This window comes from Undibacterium sp. WLHG33 (assembly GCF_049544815.1).
GTDB lineage: Bacteria > Pseudomonadota > Gammaproteobacteria > Burkholderiales > Burkholderiaceae_D > Undibacterium.
Genome location: NZ_CP186697.1, coordinates 2558773 through 2574088 on the forward strand (window position 1 = coordinate 2558773; position 15316 = coordinate 2574088).

The window sequence follows — 15316 nt, forward strand, 5'->3', positions numbered from 1 at the left end:
GCAGCAAGGCAGGATGAGGAAATTTTACCAGCTTCACCGTATCAGGCCGGGCAGAATAAGCACGGCCTGATACGGTCAGGATGAGCGCTTAAGCAAAGCGGCGCTTTTCACCCGCACCAAACAGATTGCTGACGCAACGGCCACATAGACCTGTGTGTTCCGCGTGGCTGCCGACGTCTGCACGATAATGCCAGCAACGCTCGCATTTTTCATATTTGGATGGTGTTACAACGACGGTTTCTTCAGCCTCGGTCGCTACCTGTTCAACGGTAGCGGCGGAAGTGATCAGCGTGAATTTCAGGTCGTCTTCCAGACTGCTGAGTGCCGCAAATTTTTCGCCTGCAGCCTTGATCGAAACTTCTGCCTGCAGTGAAGAACCGATTGCACCGGATACCCGGACTTCTTCGAGTTGCTTCGTCACGTCGGCACGAACGTTGCGCAAAGTATTGAATTTGGCGAGCAGGACATCAGCATCCGCGATTGCCGGCAACTGGTAATAAGTTTGGGTGAAGATGGTTTCATCACTGCCTTTGTACGCGTCAGCATCAGCAAAGAATTGCCATGCTTCTTCGACTGTGAAAGACAGCATCGGTGCCATCAGGCGCAGCAGCGATTGAGTGATATGCCAGATCGCTGTCTGCGCAGAACGGCGCGCATGCGATGTTGTGCCGCTGGTATACAGACGGTCTTTCAGAATATCGAGGTAGAAGCCGCCGAGGTCTTCTGAGCAATACGATTGCAGTTTGCTGACTACCGGATGGAATTCATAGGCATCGTAGTGAGTGAGTACTTCTGTTTGCAATACTGCCATATTAGCGATCGCGTAGCGGTCGATTTCCAGCAGATCGGTGATAGCGATTGCATCTTTTGCTGCATTGAAATCGGAGGTGTTCGCCAGCAAGAAGCGCAAGGTATTACGGATGCGGCGATAGGCTTCTGTCACTCGTTTCAGAATTTCATCCGAGATCGAGAGTTCACCGGAATAGTCGGTCGATGCGACCCATAAACGCAGAATATCCGCACCTAAGGTGTCTGAGATTTTTTGCGGAGCGACCACGTTGCCTTTGGACTTAGACATTTTCTTGCCTTCGCCATCCACCACGAAACCGTGGGTCAGCAAAGCTTTATACGGCGCACGGCCGTTGAGCATACTTGACGTCAGCAAAGAAGAATGGAACCAGCCACGATGCTGATCGGAACCTTCGAGGTACAGATCAGCAGGGAATTGCAATTGCTCTTTATGTGAGCCGCGCAGCACCGTCTGATGTGTTGTACCGGAGTCAAACCAGACATCCAGCGTGTCGCGGTTTTTGACATACATTCCGGCCTCATCACCGAGCAGGTCGGCAACTTCAATTTTTTGCCAGGCTTCTATACCTTCTTTTTCTACGCGCTGAGCGACTTGTTCCAGCAGTTCAGGTGTGCGTGGATGCAACTGCCCTGTTTCTTTATGCAGGAAAAACGCCATAGGTACGCCCCACTGACGCTGGCGTGACAAGGTCCAGTCGGGGCGGTTGGCGATCATGCCATGCAGACGTGCTTTACCCCAGCCAGGATAAAACGCCGTCTCATCAATGGCTTTCAGCGCAGTCTGACGCAGGGAGTCGCCACCGTTTTTCGGCGTGTTGTCCATGCTGGCAAACCATTGCGATGTTGCACGATAGATGATCGGCGTTTTATGACGCCAGCAATGCATGTAGCTGTGGTCAAACATTTTCAGGGAGAACAGCGATCCGACTTCTCTGAGTTTGTCGCAGATAGGTTTGGAGGCTTCCCAAATCGTCATACCAGCAAAGAATGGCAGGCTGGAGGCAAATTTACCGTCGCCCATGACAGGCGCGATGATGTCTTCGTCTTTCATGTCATGCGCTTTGCATGACAGGAAATCTTCGATACCGTATGCAGGTGCCGAGTGAACGATACCGGTACCGGTTTCGGTGCTGACGTAATCACCCAGATAAACAGGCGAAAAACGATCATAGCCCGCGTCCAGCGAGGCGAACGGATGTTTGAATCTGATTCCGGCTAAAGCAGTACCGGCGCAGCTTGCAATGATCTTGCCTTCGAGTTCGTATTTGGCAAGGCAGTCTGCAACCAGATCCTGTGCCAGGATCAGCAGTAAGGGAGCACCGTCACGAACAGTCTCGACCAGAGCGTAAGTGATTTCCGGGTGCATGTTCAGCGCCTGATTCGACGGAATGGTCCATGGCGTGGTGGTCCAGATGACGCAGTAACCATGCTCATGTGGCAGTTTGTCCAGTCCGAATGCGGTGGCGAGTTTATCTTGTTCTGCGAAAGGAAAGCCGACGTCGATCGACGGATCGCGTTTGTTTTCGTATTCAACTTCCGCTTCAGCGAGTGCCGAGCCGCAGTCGAAACACCAGTTGACCGGCTTCAGACCGCGATAAACATAGCCCTTTTCCAACAAGCTGCCGAGCGCGCGGATTTCATCGGCTTCGTTACTGAAATTCATAGTTTTGTAGGGGTTATCCCACTCACCGAGCACGCCGAGACGGATGAAATCCACCTTTTGGCGCTCGATTTGTTCATTAGCATAAGCACGCGCTTTTGCCTGCACTTCACCGACAGGCAGATTCTTGCCATACAGTTTTTCGATCTGAATTTCGATAGGCATGCCATGGCAATCCCAGCCGGGCACGTATTGCGCGTCAAAGCCTGCCATGTTGCGGGCTTTGACGATCATGTCTTTCAGAATTTTATTGACGGCATGGCCAATGTGGATGTCGCCATTGGCGTATGGAGGACCGTCGTGGAGAATAAATTTAGGGCGACCGGCGCTGGCTTTACGGATGCGCTGATAGATTTTTTTATCCTGCCATTCCTTAACCCATTTCGGTTCGCGTTTAGCGAGGTCGCCACGCATAGGAAAGGCAGTTTCGGTCATGTTGACCGGGTATTTACTGGCAGATTTAGCCGCTTTGTTTTCAGACATGATGAATTTTCTTGTAAATAGAGAGGTGGAAGAAAAACCCTGCGGTGTTTCTTCAAATTCGGTCAGTAGCGTTATTGGCTGGTATGCGTGTCGTCGCGCGGAAATAAGCGCGTGCGTTATCTGCATCACGTTGTATCGCGGCGGTCAGCGTTGCCAGATCGATGTATTTTTCTTCGTCACGCAGTTTCCGTAAAAATTCGATCTGTACGATTTTGCCGTAAGCATTGCCACTGTAGTCAAAGACATGCGTTTCTAACAGGACACGGCCGCTGTCATCCACGGTAGGGCGCACGCCCAGGCTGGCGACCGCAGGCAGTGGCTGTTCGGCAAGACCATGCACCTGTACGATAAAAATACCGGTCAGCGCGGGGCGATGATGTGCGATACGTAAATTCAGCGTCGGAAAACCGATGGTCCGGCCCAGTTTCTGTCCATGCGTCACATGACCGGATATGCGGTAAGGATGTCCAAGTAAAGCCTGTGCTTCCTCGAAATCTCCTTGTGCCAGCGCCGCGCGTACCGCTGAGGAAGAAATTCTGACACCTTTATTTTGTACGGAAGCTAAGGTTACGACCTCAAAGCCATGAATTTTTCCGGCGGCTTCCAGCATCGAGATACTGCCCGCACGTTTGGCGCCGAAGCAGAAATCTTCACCGACCATCAGCCATTTCACGTGCAAACCTTCGACCAGCACTTTTTCTATAAAGTCTTGTGGCGACAGTGAGGCAAAGTGGGCGTTGAAGTGTTCGACGATGACACGGTCAACATTCGCGTTTTGTAGCGAAGTCAGGTTGTCGCGCAGGTTGGCAATGCGTGCAGGTGCTTTTGATAAATCGCCAGCCAGTTTGGCAAAGAACGCGCGCGGATGTGGTTCAAACGTCATCACCGCAGCCTCGATACCGAGACGATCAGCTGCTGCACGCAAATGAGCGAGCAAAGTCTGATGGCCAAGATGCACCCCATCAAAATTACCTATCGCCAATGCACAAGCGGCACGGGAGGCTGCATTCGGAAGTCCGCGGAATACCTTCATTGTGTCCAGAAAACTGCTGCAAAGCGGTAGATTATAAATGCTTTCGCCCGGACAAGCCGTGTAAAACGCGATTTCTGGGCGGATTCAGTGCGATCCTGAGCGTTTTCTACGCATTGATCGTTCGTTTTATACCGCTGCCAGTGCCAATTTTCGTTTGGACTGCTGCTTATTGTTGGCTCCCGCCAGCGCAGGTAAAAAGCTCAAGCGGAATCTGATGCGTGATGACTGCCTGATTGGCAAGTCCACAAATGTCGCTTGCCTGTTGCTGCCGACCAGTATGTTCGAGCGCGGAGATTAAATGGCGAATATGGTCGGCGAACCGCTGTTGACAGATAGTGATGAATTCGTCGCCGGCGTCGGGATGCTTTTGCGCGATGCTCATCGAACCCAGATACACTTCTAACGCCAACTCATACTTTTTCTGATAGTCGTCCAGATAACGGGCGCAAACACTTCATTTTTCCGCTTCGGCCAGTTGCGCCCAAATCAGGTCGTGGACGCTGGCTGCCAAAGCCGGGTGGGTCTCGTGAATCCGGCAAAATGTCTCGAGTGCCGCATCAGACGTGTTCAGGCAACGACAAATACTGAGGTAATCGTGGAAGTCAGAAGTAAGCCCGGTCGCCATGAACTGCTGCAGGCTTTGCTCGCAATGCTGTTCCAGTTTCAGTTGTGCGGGCGGATAATTTCTAGCCAGATCAGCCCACCCACTCAGACAAAACGAAAGCCTGACAGCGCTGAGCGCCGGATTTTCTTCCAATGCATGCTCAAAAAACTGCAGATATTTCTCTAACGCGAATGCAGGTTCCTGCCTTGTAACGGCGGCTTGCGCATCGCTCAGCCATTGTTCTGCTTGTGACGGAGGTGTGGGCATGACTGTTTTGTCCCGTAAATTATCTTAGTGATGATGTGACCAGGTGACGTCATTTGAATTCAGGTAGGACTCGACTGCTTCTTTGTTGCCGGTTGCGTGTTTCATCACTTCACCGCAGGTGCAGATGCCTTGATACGGTTGTATGTGTGAGCAGGCAGAGACTTTTTGCAAAAATACCTGTACAGATTTACTGCATTTTTTACATTTGAAAGTCAGGATACGGGCTGGTTTATTCATGATAGTTGGTGTGCGGACTAAATATAAATCAAGAGTGACGCGGTTAATTACTGATTTTAATTACCGATATGTGATGACAATAGCAGGGTTTATTTTATTTTCAGACGCCATAACGAGGTTACTTCTTTGACCCGTGCCGTATGCAAGGGATCATTGCTGTCGGTGGATTTCGGATGACGTGGTTTGATGTCCATTTTTCCCGCGACGATGAGACCCGCTGCGCTTATCCAGTCCCACAGTTCAGTCTGGGTACGTAAGCCCAGATGTTCTGCAAAATCAGACATGATCAGCCAGGCTTCGCCGTTGGCTTCCAGATGATCAGCAACACCGGCCAGAAAGCCTCGCAACATGCGACTTTCCGGATCATAAATGGCGTGTTCTATGGCCGAATTTGGACGCGCTGGCAACCAAGGCGGGTTACAGACGATTAACGGTGCTTTACCTTCGGGGAATAAATCAGTTTGCTGCAATTCGACTTGTGTTGTTAGTCCAAGCCGCTCGACATTGTCGCTTGCGCAGCGCAAGGCGCGTGGATCAAGGTCGGTCGCGATGATTTTTCTGACGCCACGTTTTGCCAGCAATGCTGAGACGACCCCGGTACCTGTGCCGATATCGAATGCCAGTTCGTTGGACGGCAGTGGCGCTTTTGCCAGCAGATCGAGATATTCCCCGCGTACCGGAGAAAACACGCCGTAATGCGGATGGATTTTTGCCCCTAGTGGCGCAATGTTCACGCCATTTTTACGCCATTCATGGGCGCCGATGATGCCGAGTAATTCACGTAATGAAGTCACAAATGCGGTGTCAGGTGCGCCATAGGCTTCGGTGCAGGCAGTAACAACATCTGGCGCGCGGCGCAGGGGAATACGGTAATCCACCTCGAATGGAATTAACACCATGGCCAGCACCCGCGCGCGCTGTGACTGAGCCTGCCGGTGTAAATGGAAGGCTTCGGCGGCAGTCGTCGCAACGTTCTTTTTTTTGCCAGCCGGTTTTTTGTCGATACGACGGGCGAGTGCCTGCAATAATTGTTTGGCATTCTGAAAATCACCGCGCCACAACAAGGCGGTTCCTTCGCAAGCCAGCTTGTAGGCGACTTCCGTGCTCATGCGGTCATCAGCGATCTGCACCCGTTTTGGCGGCGGTGCGCCGTTCTCTGCATGCCAGCGACAACTGCGTACTTCGTCGTTTTCTGTCCATTGCAATTGTGGAGTAGGTGAGTTCATGCTGAGCCTGTTGTTTGCTGAATGTGTTGAAATATGGTCGCACGCATCATTTCGCGGGCCGGGGCGCGATTGTACCTGAGGCGTATTCGCAAACAAAGATTCGGCGTCATTACGTCATCGTGATTGACCGGACGGGATCACAGCGTGAAGAACGTAGCGGCATCAACGTGCTGAGCAGAGTCATCAGCAGGATGGATACGCTGCTTTGAGAGTGGGGGAAGTATATTCAGATGCCCCTTATTTTACTTAGGGTATGGACTGGTTTTTACACATACTCCTGCCCAGTATATGTAAATAGGGGGGGCGCAGTTTTGTCTGACAATGCAGAGGCAGTTAGGGATATTCTGTATCTCGGAGTGCACTGGCATTCACATCAAAAACGCTGCGTTCAGGGGGACAGCAGCGTTTCTGATGAAATGGATCTTATTTCTTCACTGTTGCGGACGCAGTTGCCGGGGATGACAAACTGACCGTATCGCCAGTCGGTATCCCTTCCGACTGCCAGCGATCGAATTCTGCACGTACTGCTTGCAAAGTGCGCTGGCTGATATCCGGCAGGCTGCCGCCCAGAATTTCAGCTGCTTCCTTGAAGCCTTTTTCCACTGCGTCACGGATTTTCTGTAATTTCGCCGGATCACCACCGATAGCCGCCTTGGCAAAAGTCAGAATACGTTCCGCAGTTTTTTGCGGGCTGAATTCACCGCCATCAGCAATCGCGGCCTGCGCAGCTTTGATATCATCTGCTGAGGCAGTGATTTTCTGTTCACCGCTGACGACCTTGGATAACTGCAAGCCCTGCTGCTGCACCGCGGATTTGATCATATCCGTAATTTGTTGTGCCTTACGGTTGGCTTCTTCGACTACGGCGGCGACGTCCGAGCTTGATGCTGCTCTGGTTCGGGGATCTGCATAGACCGGCGAATCTGTTACGCCGGAGCCGGACGCGAGGCTGACTTTGTCTCCCTGTACCGCATTGCCCGCATTCTGGTCATTACTATCCGTCCGTTTGACGGTCGTTGGTTTTGCCAGTGTTGCCGGCGTGGTCGTGTTGACACCAGATACACTCAGATCCATGTTGCGCTCCCAGTAATAAGGTCAGAGATGACTATCTCCGTTTTCCCTTAACGACAGAAAACGCTGTTTCTATAATTTTATTGTGAGTTATTTTTCAGCAAGTTTGCTTCGTGCTTTTATCGTATTGATGCGGTACTGGTCGTCTATCGTTGCGAACGGGCGTTGCTGTTCATGTTATGAATTCCGGCGAATCCCGAAAATCCGGTTCTGGATCAAGGAAGTATCGTCCGGATTGCGCTAGGATTAGTCAATTGGTGTAAAACCGGTGGCGACGATGGCAAAAAAGTTTCCTGCTCAACCCAAGAACCCTGAGCGCATTTGCTGGGGGTGTGATGAGTATTGCCCTGCTGATGCTATGCGCTGTGGTAACGGCGCAGATCGTACCGCACATCCGGCCGAATTATTTGGCGATGACTGGCAAGACTGGCAACCTGGTGCGGTAATACAGATCGTTCCGGTGGGCGGGGCCGACAAGACTGACGCCACTGACAGCACTGGCGCTGCAGAGGCAGGCGGAGCAACCGATGTCAGCAAGAGTAATGATCATTGATGAATAGCAGGAGTCAGCTTCCTGTTTCTACATTCCGCCCCAGGCAGCATTCAGCGCGGCGATGGCGGCGAGACCGGCCGTTTCTGTACGCAGGATTCGAGGGCCCATTGACAGGGCGATCACGCCCTGGCGGCTTGCAAAGTCTTCTTCCTCTTCGGTGAGTCCTCCCTCAGGGCCTATCAGCAAGCTCACTGCCTGTGGTGCGTGATGTCTGCTCCAATCGGCCAGCGATTGCTCTGCTCGCGGCGACAGCATAATGCGTTGATGTATATCCTGTTGCCCCAGCCATTTACTCAGATCCAGCGGCGCAGACAGATGGGCGAGGCGGTTGCGGCCGGATTGTTCGGCGGCGGCAACGATAATGCCTTGCCAGTGGCTGAGTTTCTTTTCTGCCCGTTCTGCGGATAAACGTACAACACAGCGCTGTGACGCGAGTGGCTGGATCGCAGAGACGCCCAGTTCCATCGCTTTCTCTATGATCCAGTCCATCTTGCTGCCTTCCGGCAAGGCTTGCGTCAGCGTCAGACTGTAAGGGAGTTCAACTTCTTCCGGTAAGAACACTTTTATTTCAGCTGTTGCGCGTTTTTTTGCAATTTCTGCGATGCTGGCAACATAGCTACCGCCTTCACCATTGAACAGTTGTATCGTGTCGCCCATTTGCAGGCGCAGCACAAATAAGTGATGTGCGACCGTTTCCGGTAAATCGATAACAGCACCAATGATGAGAGGGACGGGGCAGAAAAAACGTGGCATAAGTCGGTGCTAGAGCAATACAGGGTGAATGAAGACTTAAATCGAGAGTTACTCAAGAGTTATATGAAGAAATCAGCGGCGATTATAAAACAGTGGCGCGTTGACTCCGTCATAAGAAAATAATCCTGCGCAGAGGGGAGTTATCCATGCTGCTACCAGTCATGCAAAAGTCATAATTGTATTGTGTGGCGCTGTGCTCTGGTAAAATATCGGGCTTTGCAGAGCCATGAATGTCATTTTTTAAAGACGCTCGCTAACATGCTCACTGACCAGTTTCCTCATCTAGACCTTCTATCGCCATGATTTCATCTCTCCAGCCAGCAATAATCACAAAGATGGCAAGCGCAATTCGTGCCTTGTCTATGGATGCAGTACAAAAAGCTAATTCCGGTCATCCGGGCGCACCGATGGGCATGGCAGATATTGCTGTGGCACTGTGGAAGGGGCACTACCGTCATAATCCATCGAATCCGCAATGGATTAACCGCGACCGTTTTGTGCTCTCGAATGGACATGGTTCGATGTTGCATTACTCCTTGCTGCATCTGACAGGCTACGACCTGTCTATGGATGAAATTAAAAATTTCCGTCAGCTGCATTCGAAAACAGCAGGACACCCGGAGGTGCATGTCACGCCAGGCGTGGAAACGACGACCGGTCCGCTGGGGCAGGGTATCACCAATGCGGTTGGCATGGCGCTGGCTGAAAAATTACTGGCAGCCGAATTCAATCAGGATGGTTTGCCCGTGATTGATCACTACACCTATGTGTTCATGGGCGATGGTTGCCTGATGGAAGGTATCTCTCACGAAGCCTGCTCGCTGGCCGGTACGTTGCAACTGAATAAACTGATTGCTTTCTGGGATGACAACGGCATTTCAATTGATGGCCACGTCGAAGGCTGGTTCACTGACGACACGCCTAAGCGTTTTGAAGCCTATGGCTGGAATGTTATTCGTGCGATTGATGGTCACGATGCAAAAGCGGTGGATGCTGCGATTGCAGCTGCAAAAACATCGGCCAAACCAACGCTGATCTGCTGCAAAACCGTGATTGGTAAAGGCTCGCCTAACATGGAAGGCACACACAATGTGCACGGTGCAGCGTTGGGCGATAAAGAAATTGCTGCCGTACGCGCTCATATCGGCTGGGAATATGCACCGTTTGAGATTCCTGCAGATGTGTATGCCGCATGGGATGCGAAAGCTGACGGCACCAAAGCGGAAGCCGAATGGAATACCACATTTGCTGCTTACAGCGCAAAATTCCCGCAAAAAGCGGCTGAACTGACGCGCCGTATGAAAGGTGATTTGCCAGCGAATTTCGATGAAGTGGTTGCGAATGCGATCGCTGCCTGCGTTGAGAAAAAAGAAAACATCGCGACGCGTAAAGCGAGTCAGAATGCGATTCAGGCTCTTGCCCCATCGTTGCCAGAATTTCTTGGCGGTTCCGCTGACTTGACCGGTTCTAACCTGACGAACTGGAAAGAATGTGTTGCCGTTCGTGGTCATCAGGCGGGTAATCATATCAATTACGGTGTGCGCGAATTCGGCATGAGCGCGATCATGAATGGTATCGCTTTGCATGGCGGCTATATTCCTTTCGGCGCGACTTTCCTGACGTTCTCAGATTACAGCCGCAATGCGATCCGCATGGCTGCGCTGATGAAAATCCGCACGCTGTTTGTCTTCACGCATGATTCTATCGGTCTCGGTGAAGATGGTCCTACGCATCAGTCTGTCGAACATGTTTCCAGCATGCGTCTGATCCCGAATCTGGATAACTGGCGTCCGTGCGATACCGTGGAGTCTGCTGCTGCCTGGGCACATGCTGTGAAGCGTAAAGATGGCCCATCGACCCTGATTTTCTCGCGTCAGAATTTGCCATATCAGGAGCGTACAGCACAGCAAATCGCTGACATTCAGCGTGGTGGCTATGTTCTGCAAGATGCAGCAGATGCAAAAGCGGTACTGATTGCGACTGGTTCTGAAATCGAGCTGGCGGTGAAATCCGCAGCAGCATTGGCGGAGCAGGGTATTGCAGTACGCGTGGTGTCGATGCCATCAACGGATGTATTCGATCGTCAGGATGCTGCTTACAAAACTGCGGTATTGGACAAGGGTTTGCCACGTATTGCGATTGAAGCTGGCGTAACGGACTTCTGGTACAAATATGTTGGTCTGGAAGGCGCGGTGGTCGGTATTGACACGTTTGGCGAATCCGCTCCGGCTGGCGTCCTGTTCAAGTATTTTGGCTTTACAGTTGAAAATGTAGTCGCCAAGGTTAAGGCGACACTGGCTTAAGCACGATGACAGATTTAGTTGACAGCACTGTGAGCCTTATCAAAGAAGTCAGTCTGCGTCGTGCTACAGTCGCCGACGCAGAAGCGATCGCCGCTGTGCGTGTGGAAAGCTGGCAAACCACGTATCGCGGCATGATTCCGGATACGTATCTGGATCAGATGCGCATTGAGGATAGCTTCCTGCATTGGAAGCAGATACTGGAAGCCTTGTCGGCTGCGGGTGAGCGCGTATGCGTGTATGTTGCAGAAAGCGAAGGGCACATTATCGGCTTTGCTTCTGGCATGCTGCTGCCGGAACCAAAGCTGGGTATGCGCGCTGAACTGACCGCAATTTATCTGCGTCCTGCGTGGCAGCGTTCTGGCATTGGTCGTCGTTTGCTGCAAAAGGTTGCGCGTACATTACAGGCACAGGGCGCTGATAATTTGCTGGTCTGGGTGATTTCAGGTAACGCAATTGCCCGTAATTTTTACGAAGATCTGGGTGCTGTTTTAATGCATGAACAAGCGTTTACCTGGGATGGCGCCGATTTGAAAGAAGTCGGCTATGGCTGGCGTGATCTGTCTGTGCTGATGGCATCGGTGAACGCGATGCCGACATCGGGTGCGTTGCACTGAGATTTTTGCAAAATAGTTTAATTTTTATTGTTCTTTTATTATTGTTCAGTCCTTTGGAGATAAAAACATGACGATTCGCGTCGCAATCAACGGCTATGGCCGTATCGGCCGCAACATCCTTCGCGCTCACTACGAAGGTGGTAAGTTCAAGAACGAGATCCAGATCGTCGCGATCAACGACCTCGGTAATGCAGAATCTAATGCTCACCTGACACGTTATGACACAGCCCACGGCAAGTTCCCTGGCACAGTCGTGGTTGAAGGCGACTCTATGATTGTCAATGGCGACAAGATCAAAGTATTTGCGGAACGCAATCCTGCGAATATTCCTTGGGGCGAACTGAATGTTGACGTCGTACTGGAATGCACAGGCTTCTTCACGACTAAAGAAAAAGCATCCGCTCACTTGGCTGGTGGTGCAAAGAAAGTCATCATCTCTGCGCCAGGCGGCAAAGACGTCGATGCAACAGTCGTATATGGTGTGAACCACGGTGTATTGAAAGCGACTGATACAGTCATTTCTAACGCATCCTGCACAACGAACTGCCTCGCACCATTGGCTAAGCCATTGAACGATGCGATCGGTATCGAAAGCGGTTTGATGACAACGATCCACGCTTACACCAATGACCAGGTTTTGACAGACGTGATGCACGAAGACCTGCGCCGTGCACGTTCTGCAACCATGAGCATGATCCCAACTAAAACTGGTGCGGCAGCAGCAGTTGGTTTGGTCTTGCCAGAGTTGAACGGCAAGTTAGATGGCTACGCAATGCGCGTACCAACTATCAATGTTTCGGTCGTTGATCTGACTTTCATCGCTAAGCGTGATACGACAGTGGAAGAAATCAACAAAGTATTGAAAGAAGCATCCGAAGGCGCGTTGAAAGGTATTTTGGATTACAACAAAGCACCGTTGGTTTCTGTTGACTTCAACCACAACCCAGCATCTTCGACCTATGACGAAACATTGACTAAAGTTAATGGCGGTCGTCTGGTCAAAGTATCCAGCTGGTACGACAACGAGTGGGGTTTCTCCAACCGTATGCTCGACACGACTGTGGCACTGATGAGCGCAAAATAATTCTGCGTTTTGATAGCAAAAAATACCCCGAACTTTCGGGGTATTTTTTTGTCTCAAGAGTTATGACACTTGATTTATCAAAGTTTAATGCAAGATGGCTGGAACAGTCTTGATTAACGACTGCCTACGCTATTGAAATACGACACAACACAGCAATCGATACATAACAGGAGCCATACGATGAAATTGAAGAAACTGTTTTCACAGAACAAGGGTTTTATCGTTTTCATGTTCGGTATGGCACTGGTACGTGGTGCTCTTGCTGATTATTACCTCGTACCGTCAAGCTCCATGTATCCTACTTTGCTCGAGGGCGACAGGGTGATTTGTGACCGTATTGCATACGATATCAAACTCCCATTGACGGATGTCATTCTCAAGCATGTATCCGATCCGCAGCGTGGCGATATCGTTACTTTTTCATCTCCGGAGGATGGTACGCGGTTAGTTAAACGCCTGATTGCTGTACCGGGTGACGTCGTTGAGATGCGCGATGAACGCTTACTGATTAACGGTCAGAGTGCGAGTTACAAAGAAGCACAGGTTGCTACTCCCGATCAACTGACACCACAACGCGAATATAACGGGTTGCAGCAGGTCTATAAAGAACAGCTCGGCAGCCTCAATCATCACATCATCGTTATGCCTGAACGTGCATCCATGCGTAATTTTGGTCCGGTACGGGTTCCGGAAGGCGAATATCTGATGCTTGGCGATAATCGTGACAACAGCAAAGATTCTCGTTACATCGGGTTTGTTAAAAGAGAACTGATTACAGGACAGGTCAAGCGTTTAATGTTTTCTCTGAACGGTGACGATTATTATCTGCCACGTTTTGAACGTTTCGGCGCAAAACTATAGTAAGGCCGGGCTCATCCGGTGAAGTCGGGCGAGCCTGCCTCATTGCTGTTGCTGAGTAGCTTTTTCTTAGAATGTAGATTTTTGTGAAATCAGTCAAAAGAACGACAGATTTATTGCGCTGCACAGCGACTAAGGCTGGACTACAGACAACAACTCATTAATCATTGGAGCGCTAACGCAATATAACAAACATGCATAGTCAGTTGACACTGTGCTAAATGAGGAGATAAAACATGAAATTAGTAAGTAAGCTGTTTTTGTTGGCAGTAATGGGATTTTTTATGACGACTGCCATGGCAAAAGATGAGCGTGGTTCTACCGCGCAGGCTCAGGCATTGGTCAAAAAAGGAATTGCTCATATTAAGAAGGTCGGAAAAGAAAAAGCATTCGCCGATTTTAACGATGTTTCGAACAAGGATTTTCATGACCGTGATCTGTATCTTTTCGTCTATGATATGAACGGCGTCAACCTGTCGCATGGTGCGAACCCCAAGATGATAGGTAAAAATTTAATGGACTTGAAAGTTGAAGGCAAGCCGATTATCAAGGAAATGATTGCGACGCTTAAAACGAAGAATGAGGGCTGGATTGATTACCAATGGCCTAATCCTGTGACCAAGGGCTTGGAAACGAAATCCAGTTATTTTGAAAAAATTGACGATTATTTCGTTGGCTGTGGTGCTTATAAATAAAACGCTACCGTGAGTTGAATTGGCTCATCGCAATAAAAACAGCGCTGGTCCAGCGCTGTTTTTTTATATATTCCGGCAATGGCTCAGCGTGGTCCTTTATATCCCAGAGCCGCAGAAATCTGGTGCGCGGTTTCCATTAAATTGTTCTTCCAGTCTTCCTGCAAACGATCTGCCGGTGCCGAGATGGAAAGGCCGGCGATCATTTTTCCGCTGTCGTCGTGAATACCGGCAGCCATGCAGCGCACACCGAGTTCCAGTTCTTCATTATCTTTGGCATAACCAGTCTGACGGACTTCAGCCAGTTCTTTTTCCAGTTTGGCGAGATCCGTGATCGAATTTTTATTGTGACCGGATAAACCGGTACGCGTCGCATAAGCCCTGATCGCCTTGGGCTCGTCCAGTGATAAAAATAATTTTCCTGTCGATGTCAGATGTAAGGGTGCGCGACCACCGATTGCACGGACTACTTGCATGCCTGAGCGCTCGGAAAACGCACGATCAATGTAGACGATATCGTCTCCCTGACGCACTGACAGATTGATGGTCTGGTTAGTCTGCCGGTGTAGTGCGCGCATAAATTCCAGCGCGGTTTCCCGTACGTTCAGATGACTCTTGACGATATTACCAAGTTCAAGCAGGCGCATCCCTAACTGGTAATAGCCGGTATCGGCGCGATCAACAAAGCGTGTTTTGACCAGATCATTCAAAATTCTGTGAGCAGTAGAAGGATGCAGGCCGGTTTCTGATGCCAGTTCTTTCAGACTGACCGGATCTTGATAATGCGCAAGCGCATCAAGCAGCGAAACCATGCGTTCTATGACTTGTATGGAAGTTTTTTCTGAGGCAGGAGCGTCGTTTTTCATAATCTTGGTGGTGCAGTGCAATAATCAAGTTATACCACAATGTGAAAAAATCGTCATTGACCCAGCAACGAAAAAAGAGGCTGAAACGGAAATTTAATAAAAAACGATGTAAATTCGCTGCAAACGATATTGGTTTTATGTTGAAAAAATAACTTTTGCAGAGAAAACCGGATTGCATATTGATTGCAAGTGATTACCCGTA

General features: G+C 50.3%; 15 protein-coding genes. 6 read left to right on the forward strand and 9 right to left on the reverse strand.

What is annotated here, in order from left to right; translation table 11 throughout:
• Positions 1-88: 88 nt before the first annotated feature.
• From ileS to ACOTSW_RS11760, 7 genes are all read right to left on the reverse strand, one after another.
• Entirely contained in the window at positions 89-2953 is a 2865-nt protein-coding gene (gene ileS / locus ACOTSW_RS11730) for an isoleucine--tRNA ligase (protein WP_423679270.1), read from the reverse strand.
• Positions 2954-3005: 52 nt separating this feature from the next.
• Entirely contained in the window at positions 3006-3986 is a 981-nt protein-coding gene (locus ACOTSW_RS11735) for a bifunctional riboflavin kinase/FAD synthetase (RefSeq protein WP_423679271.1), read from the reverse strand.
• A gap of 166 nt (positions 3987-4152) precedes the next feature.
• Positions 4153-4395 (reverse strand): hypothetical protein, encoded by a 243-nt coding sequence (locus ACOTSW_RS11740; protein ID WP_423679272.1) that lies wholly within the window; start codon positions 4393-4395, stop codon positions 4153-4155.
• 45 nt (positions 4396-4440) lie between these two features.
• On the reverse strand, positions 4441-4857 hold the full coding sequence (locus ACOTSW_RS11745) for a hypothetical protein (RefSeq protein WP_423679273.1): 417 nt from the start codon (positions 4855-4857) through the stop codon (positions 4441-4443).
• Between the two features lie 24 nt (positions 4858-4881).
• A complete protein-coding gene (locus tag ACOTSW_RS11750; RefSeq protein WP_423679274.1) occupies positions 4882-5094 on the reverse strand; it encodes a hypothetical protein in 213 nt (70 codons plus the stop codon).
• A gap of 89 nt (positions 5095-5183) precedes the next feature.
• Positions 5184-6320 (reverse strand): methyltransferase, encoded by a 1137-nt coding sequence (locus ACOTSW_RS11755; protein ID WP_423679275.1) that lies wholly within the window; start codon positions 6318-6320, stop codon positions 5184-5186.
• 423 nt (positions 6321-6743) lie between these two features.
• Entirely contained in the window at positions 6744-7394 is a 651-nt protein-coding gene (locus ACOTSW_RS11760) for a DUF5610 domain-containing protein (RefSeq protein ID WP_423679276.1), read from the reverse strand.
• Positions 7395-7668: 274 nt separating this feature from the next.
• On the opposite strand from ACOTSW_RS11760, the gene ACOTSW_RS11765 reads away from it, so the two are divergent.
• A complete protein-coding gene (locus ACOTSW_RS11765) occupies positions 7669-7944 on the forward strand; it encodes a DUF3079 domain-containing protein (RefSeq protein ID WP_423679277.1) in 276 nt (91 codons plus the stop codon).
• Between the two features lie 27 nt (positions 7945-7971).
• Here the strand turns inward: ACOTSW_RS11765 and ACOTSW_RS11770 are convergent, their stop codons facing one another.
• The gene (locus tag ACOTSW_RS11770; RefSeq protein ID WP_423679278.1) at positions 7972-8697 is read right to left on the reverse strand and encodes a 16S rRNA (uracil(1498)-N(3))-methyltransferase; all 726 of its coding nucleotides are present in this window, start codon (positions 8695-8697) and stop codon (positions 7972-7974) included.
• Between the two features lie 299 nt (positions 8698-8996).
• On the opposite strand from ACOTSW_RS11770, the gene tkt reads away from it, so the two are divergent.
• From tkt to ACOTSW_RS11795, 5 genes are all read left to right on the forward strand, one after another.
• Positions 8997-11000 (forward strand): transketolase, encoded by a 2004-nt coding sequence (gene tkt, locus ACOTSW_RS11775; protein WP_423679279.1) that lies wholly within the window; start codon positions 8997-8999, stop codon positions 10998-11000.
• Between the two features lie 5 nt (positions 11001-11005).
• Positions 11006-11614 (forward strand): GNAT family N-acetyltransferase, encoded by a 609-nt coding sequence (locus tag ACOTSW_RS11780; RefSeq protein WP_423679280.1) that lies wholly within the window; start codon positions 11006-11008, stop codon positions 11612-11614.
• Positions 11615-11681: 67 nt separating this feature from the next.
• Positions 11682-12698, forward strand: coding sequence for a type I glyceraldehyde-3-phosphate dehydrogenase (gene gap, locus ACOTSW_RS11785; protein WP_176804895.1), 1017 nt, complete (start codon positions 11682-11684; stop codon positions 12696-12698).
• Positions 12699-12878: 180 nt separating this feature from the next.
• Positions 12879-13559 carry a signal peptidase I gene (gene lepB, locus ACOTSW_RS11790; protein WP_423679281.1) on the forward strand — a complete coding sequence of 227 codons (681 nt, stop codon included), beginning with the start codon at positions 12879-12881 and terminating at the stop codon, positions 13557-13559.
• A gap of 233 nt (positions 13560-13792) precedes the next feature.
• The gene (locus tag ACOTSW_RS11795; RefSeq protein ID WP_423679282.1) at positions 13793-14251 is read left to right on the forward strand and encodes a cache domain-containing protein; all 459 of its coding nucleotides are present in this window, start codon (positions 13793-13795) and stop codon (positions 14249-14251) included.
• 83 nt (positions 14252-14334) lie between these two features.
• On the opposite strand, the gene ACOTSW_RS11800 is transcribed toward ACOTSW_RS11795, so the two are convergent.
• Positions 14335-15114, reverse strand: coding sequence for an IclR family transcriptional regulator (locus ACOTSW_RS11800; RefSeq protein WP_423679283.1), 780 nt, complete (start codon positions 15112-15114; stop codon positions 14335-14337).
• Positions 15115-15316: the final 202 nt, after the last annotated feature.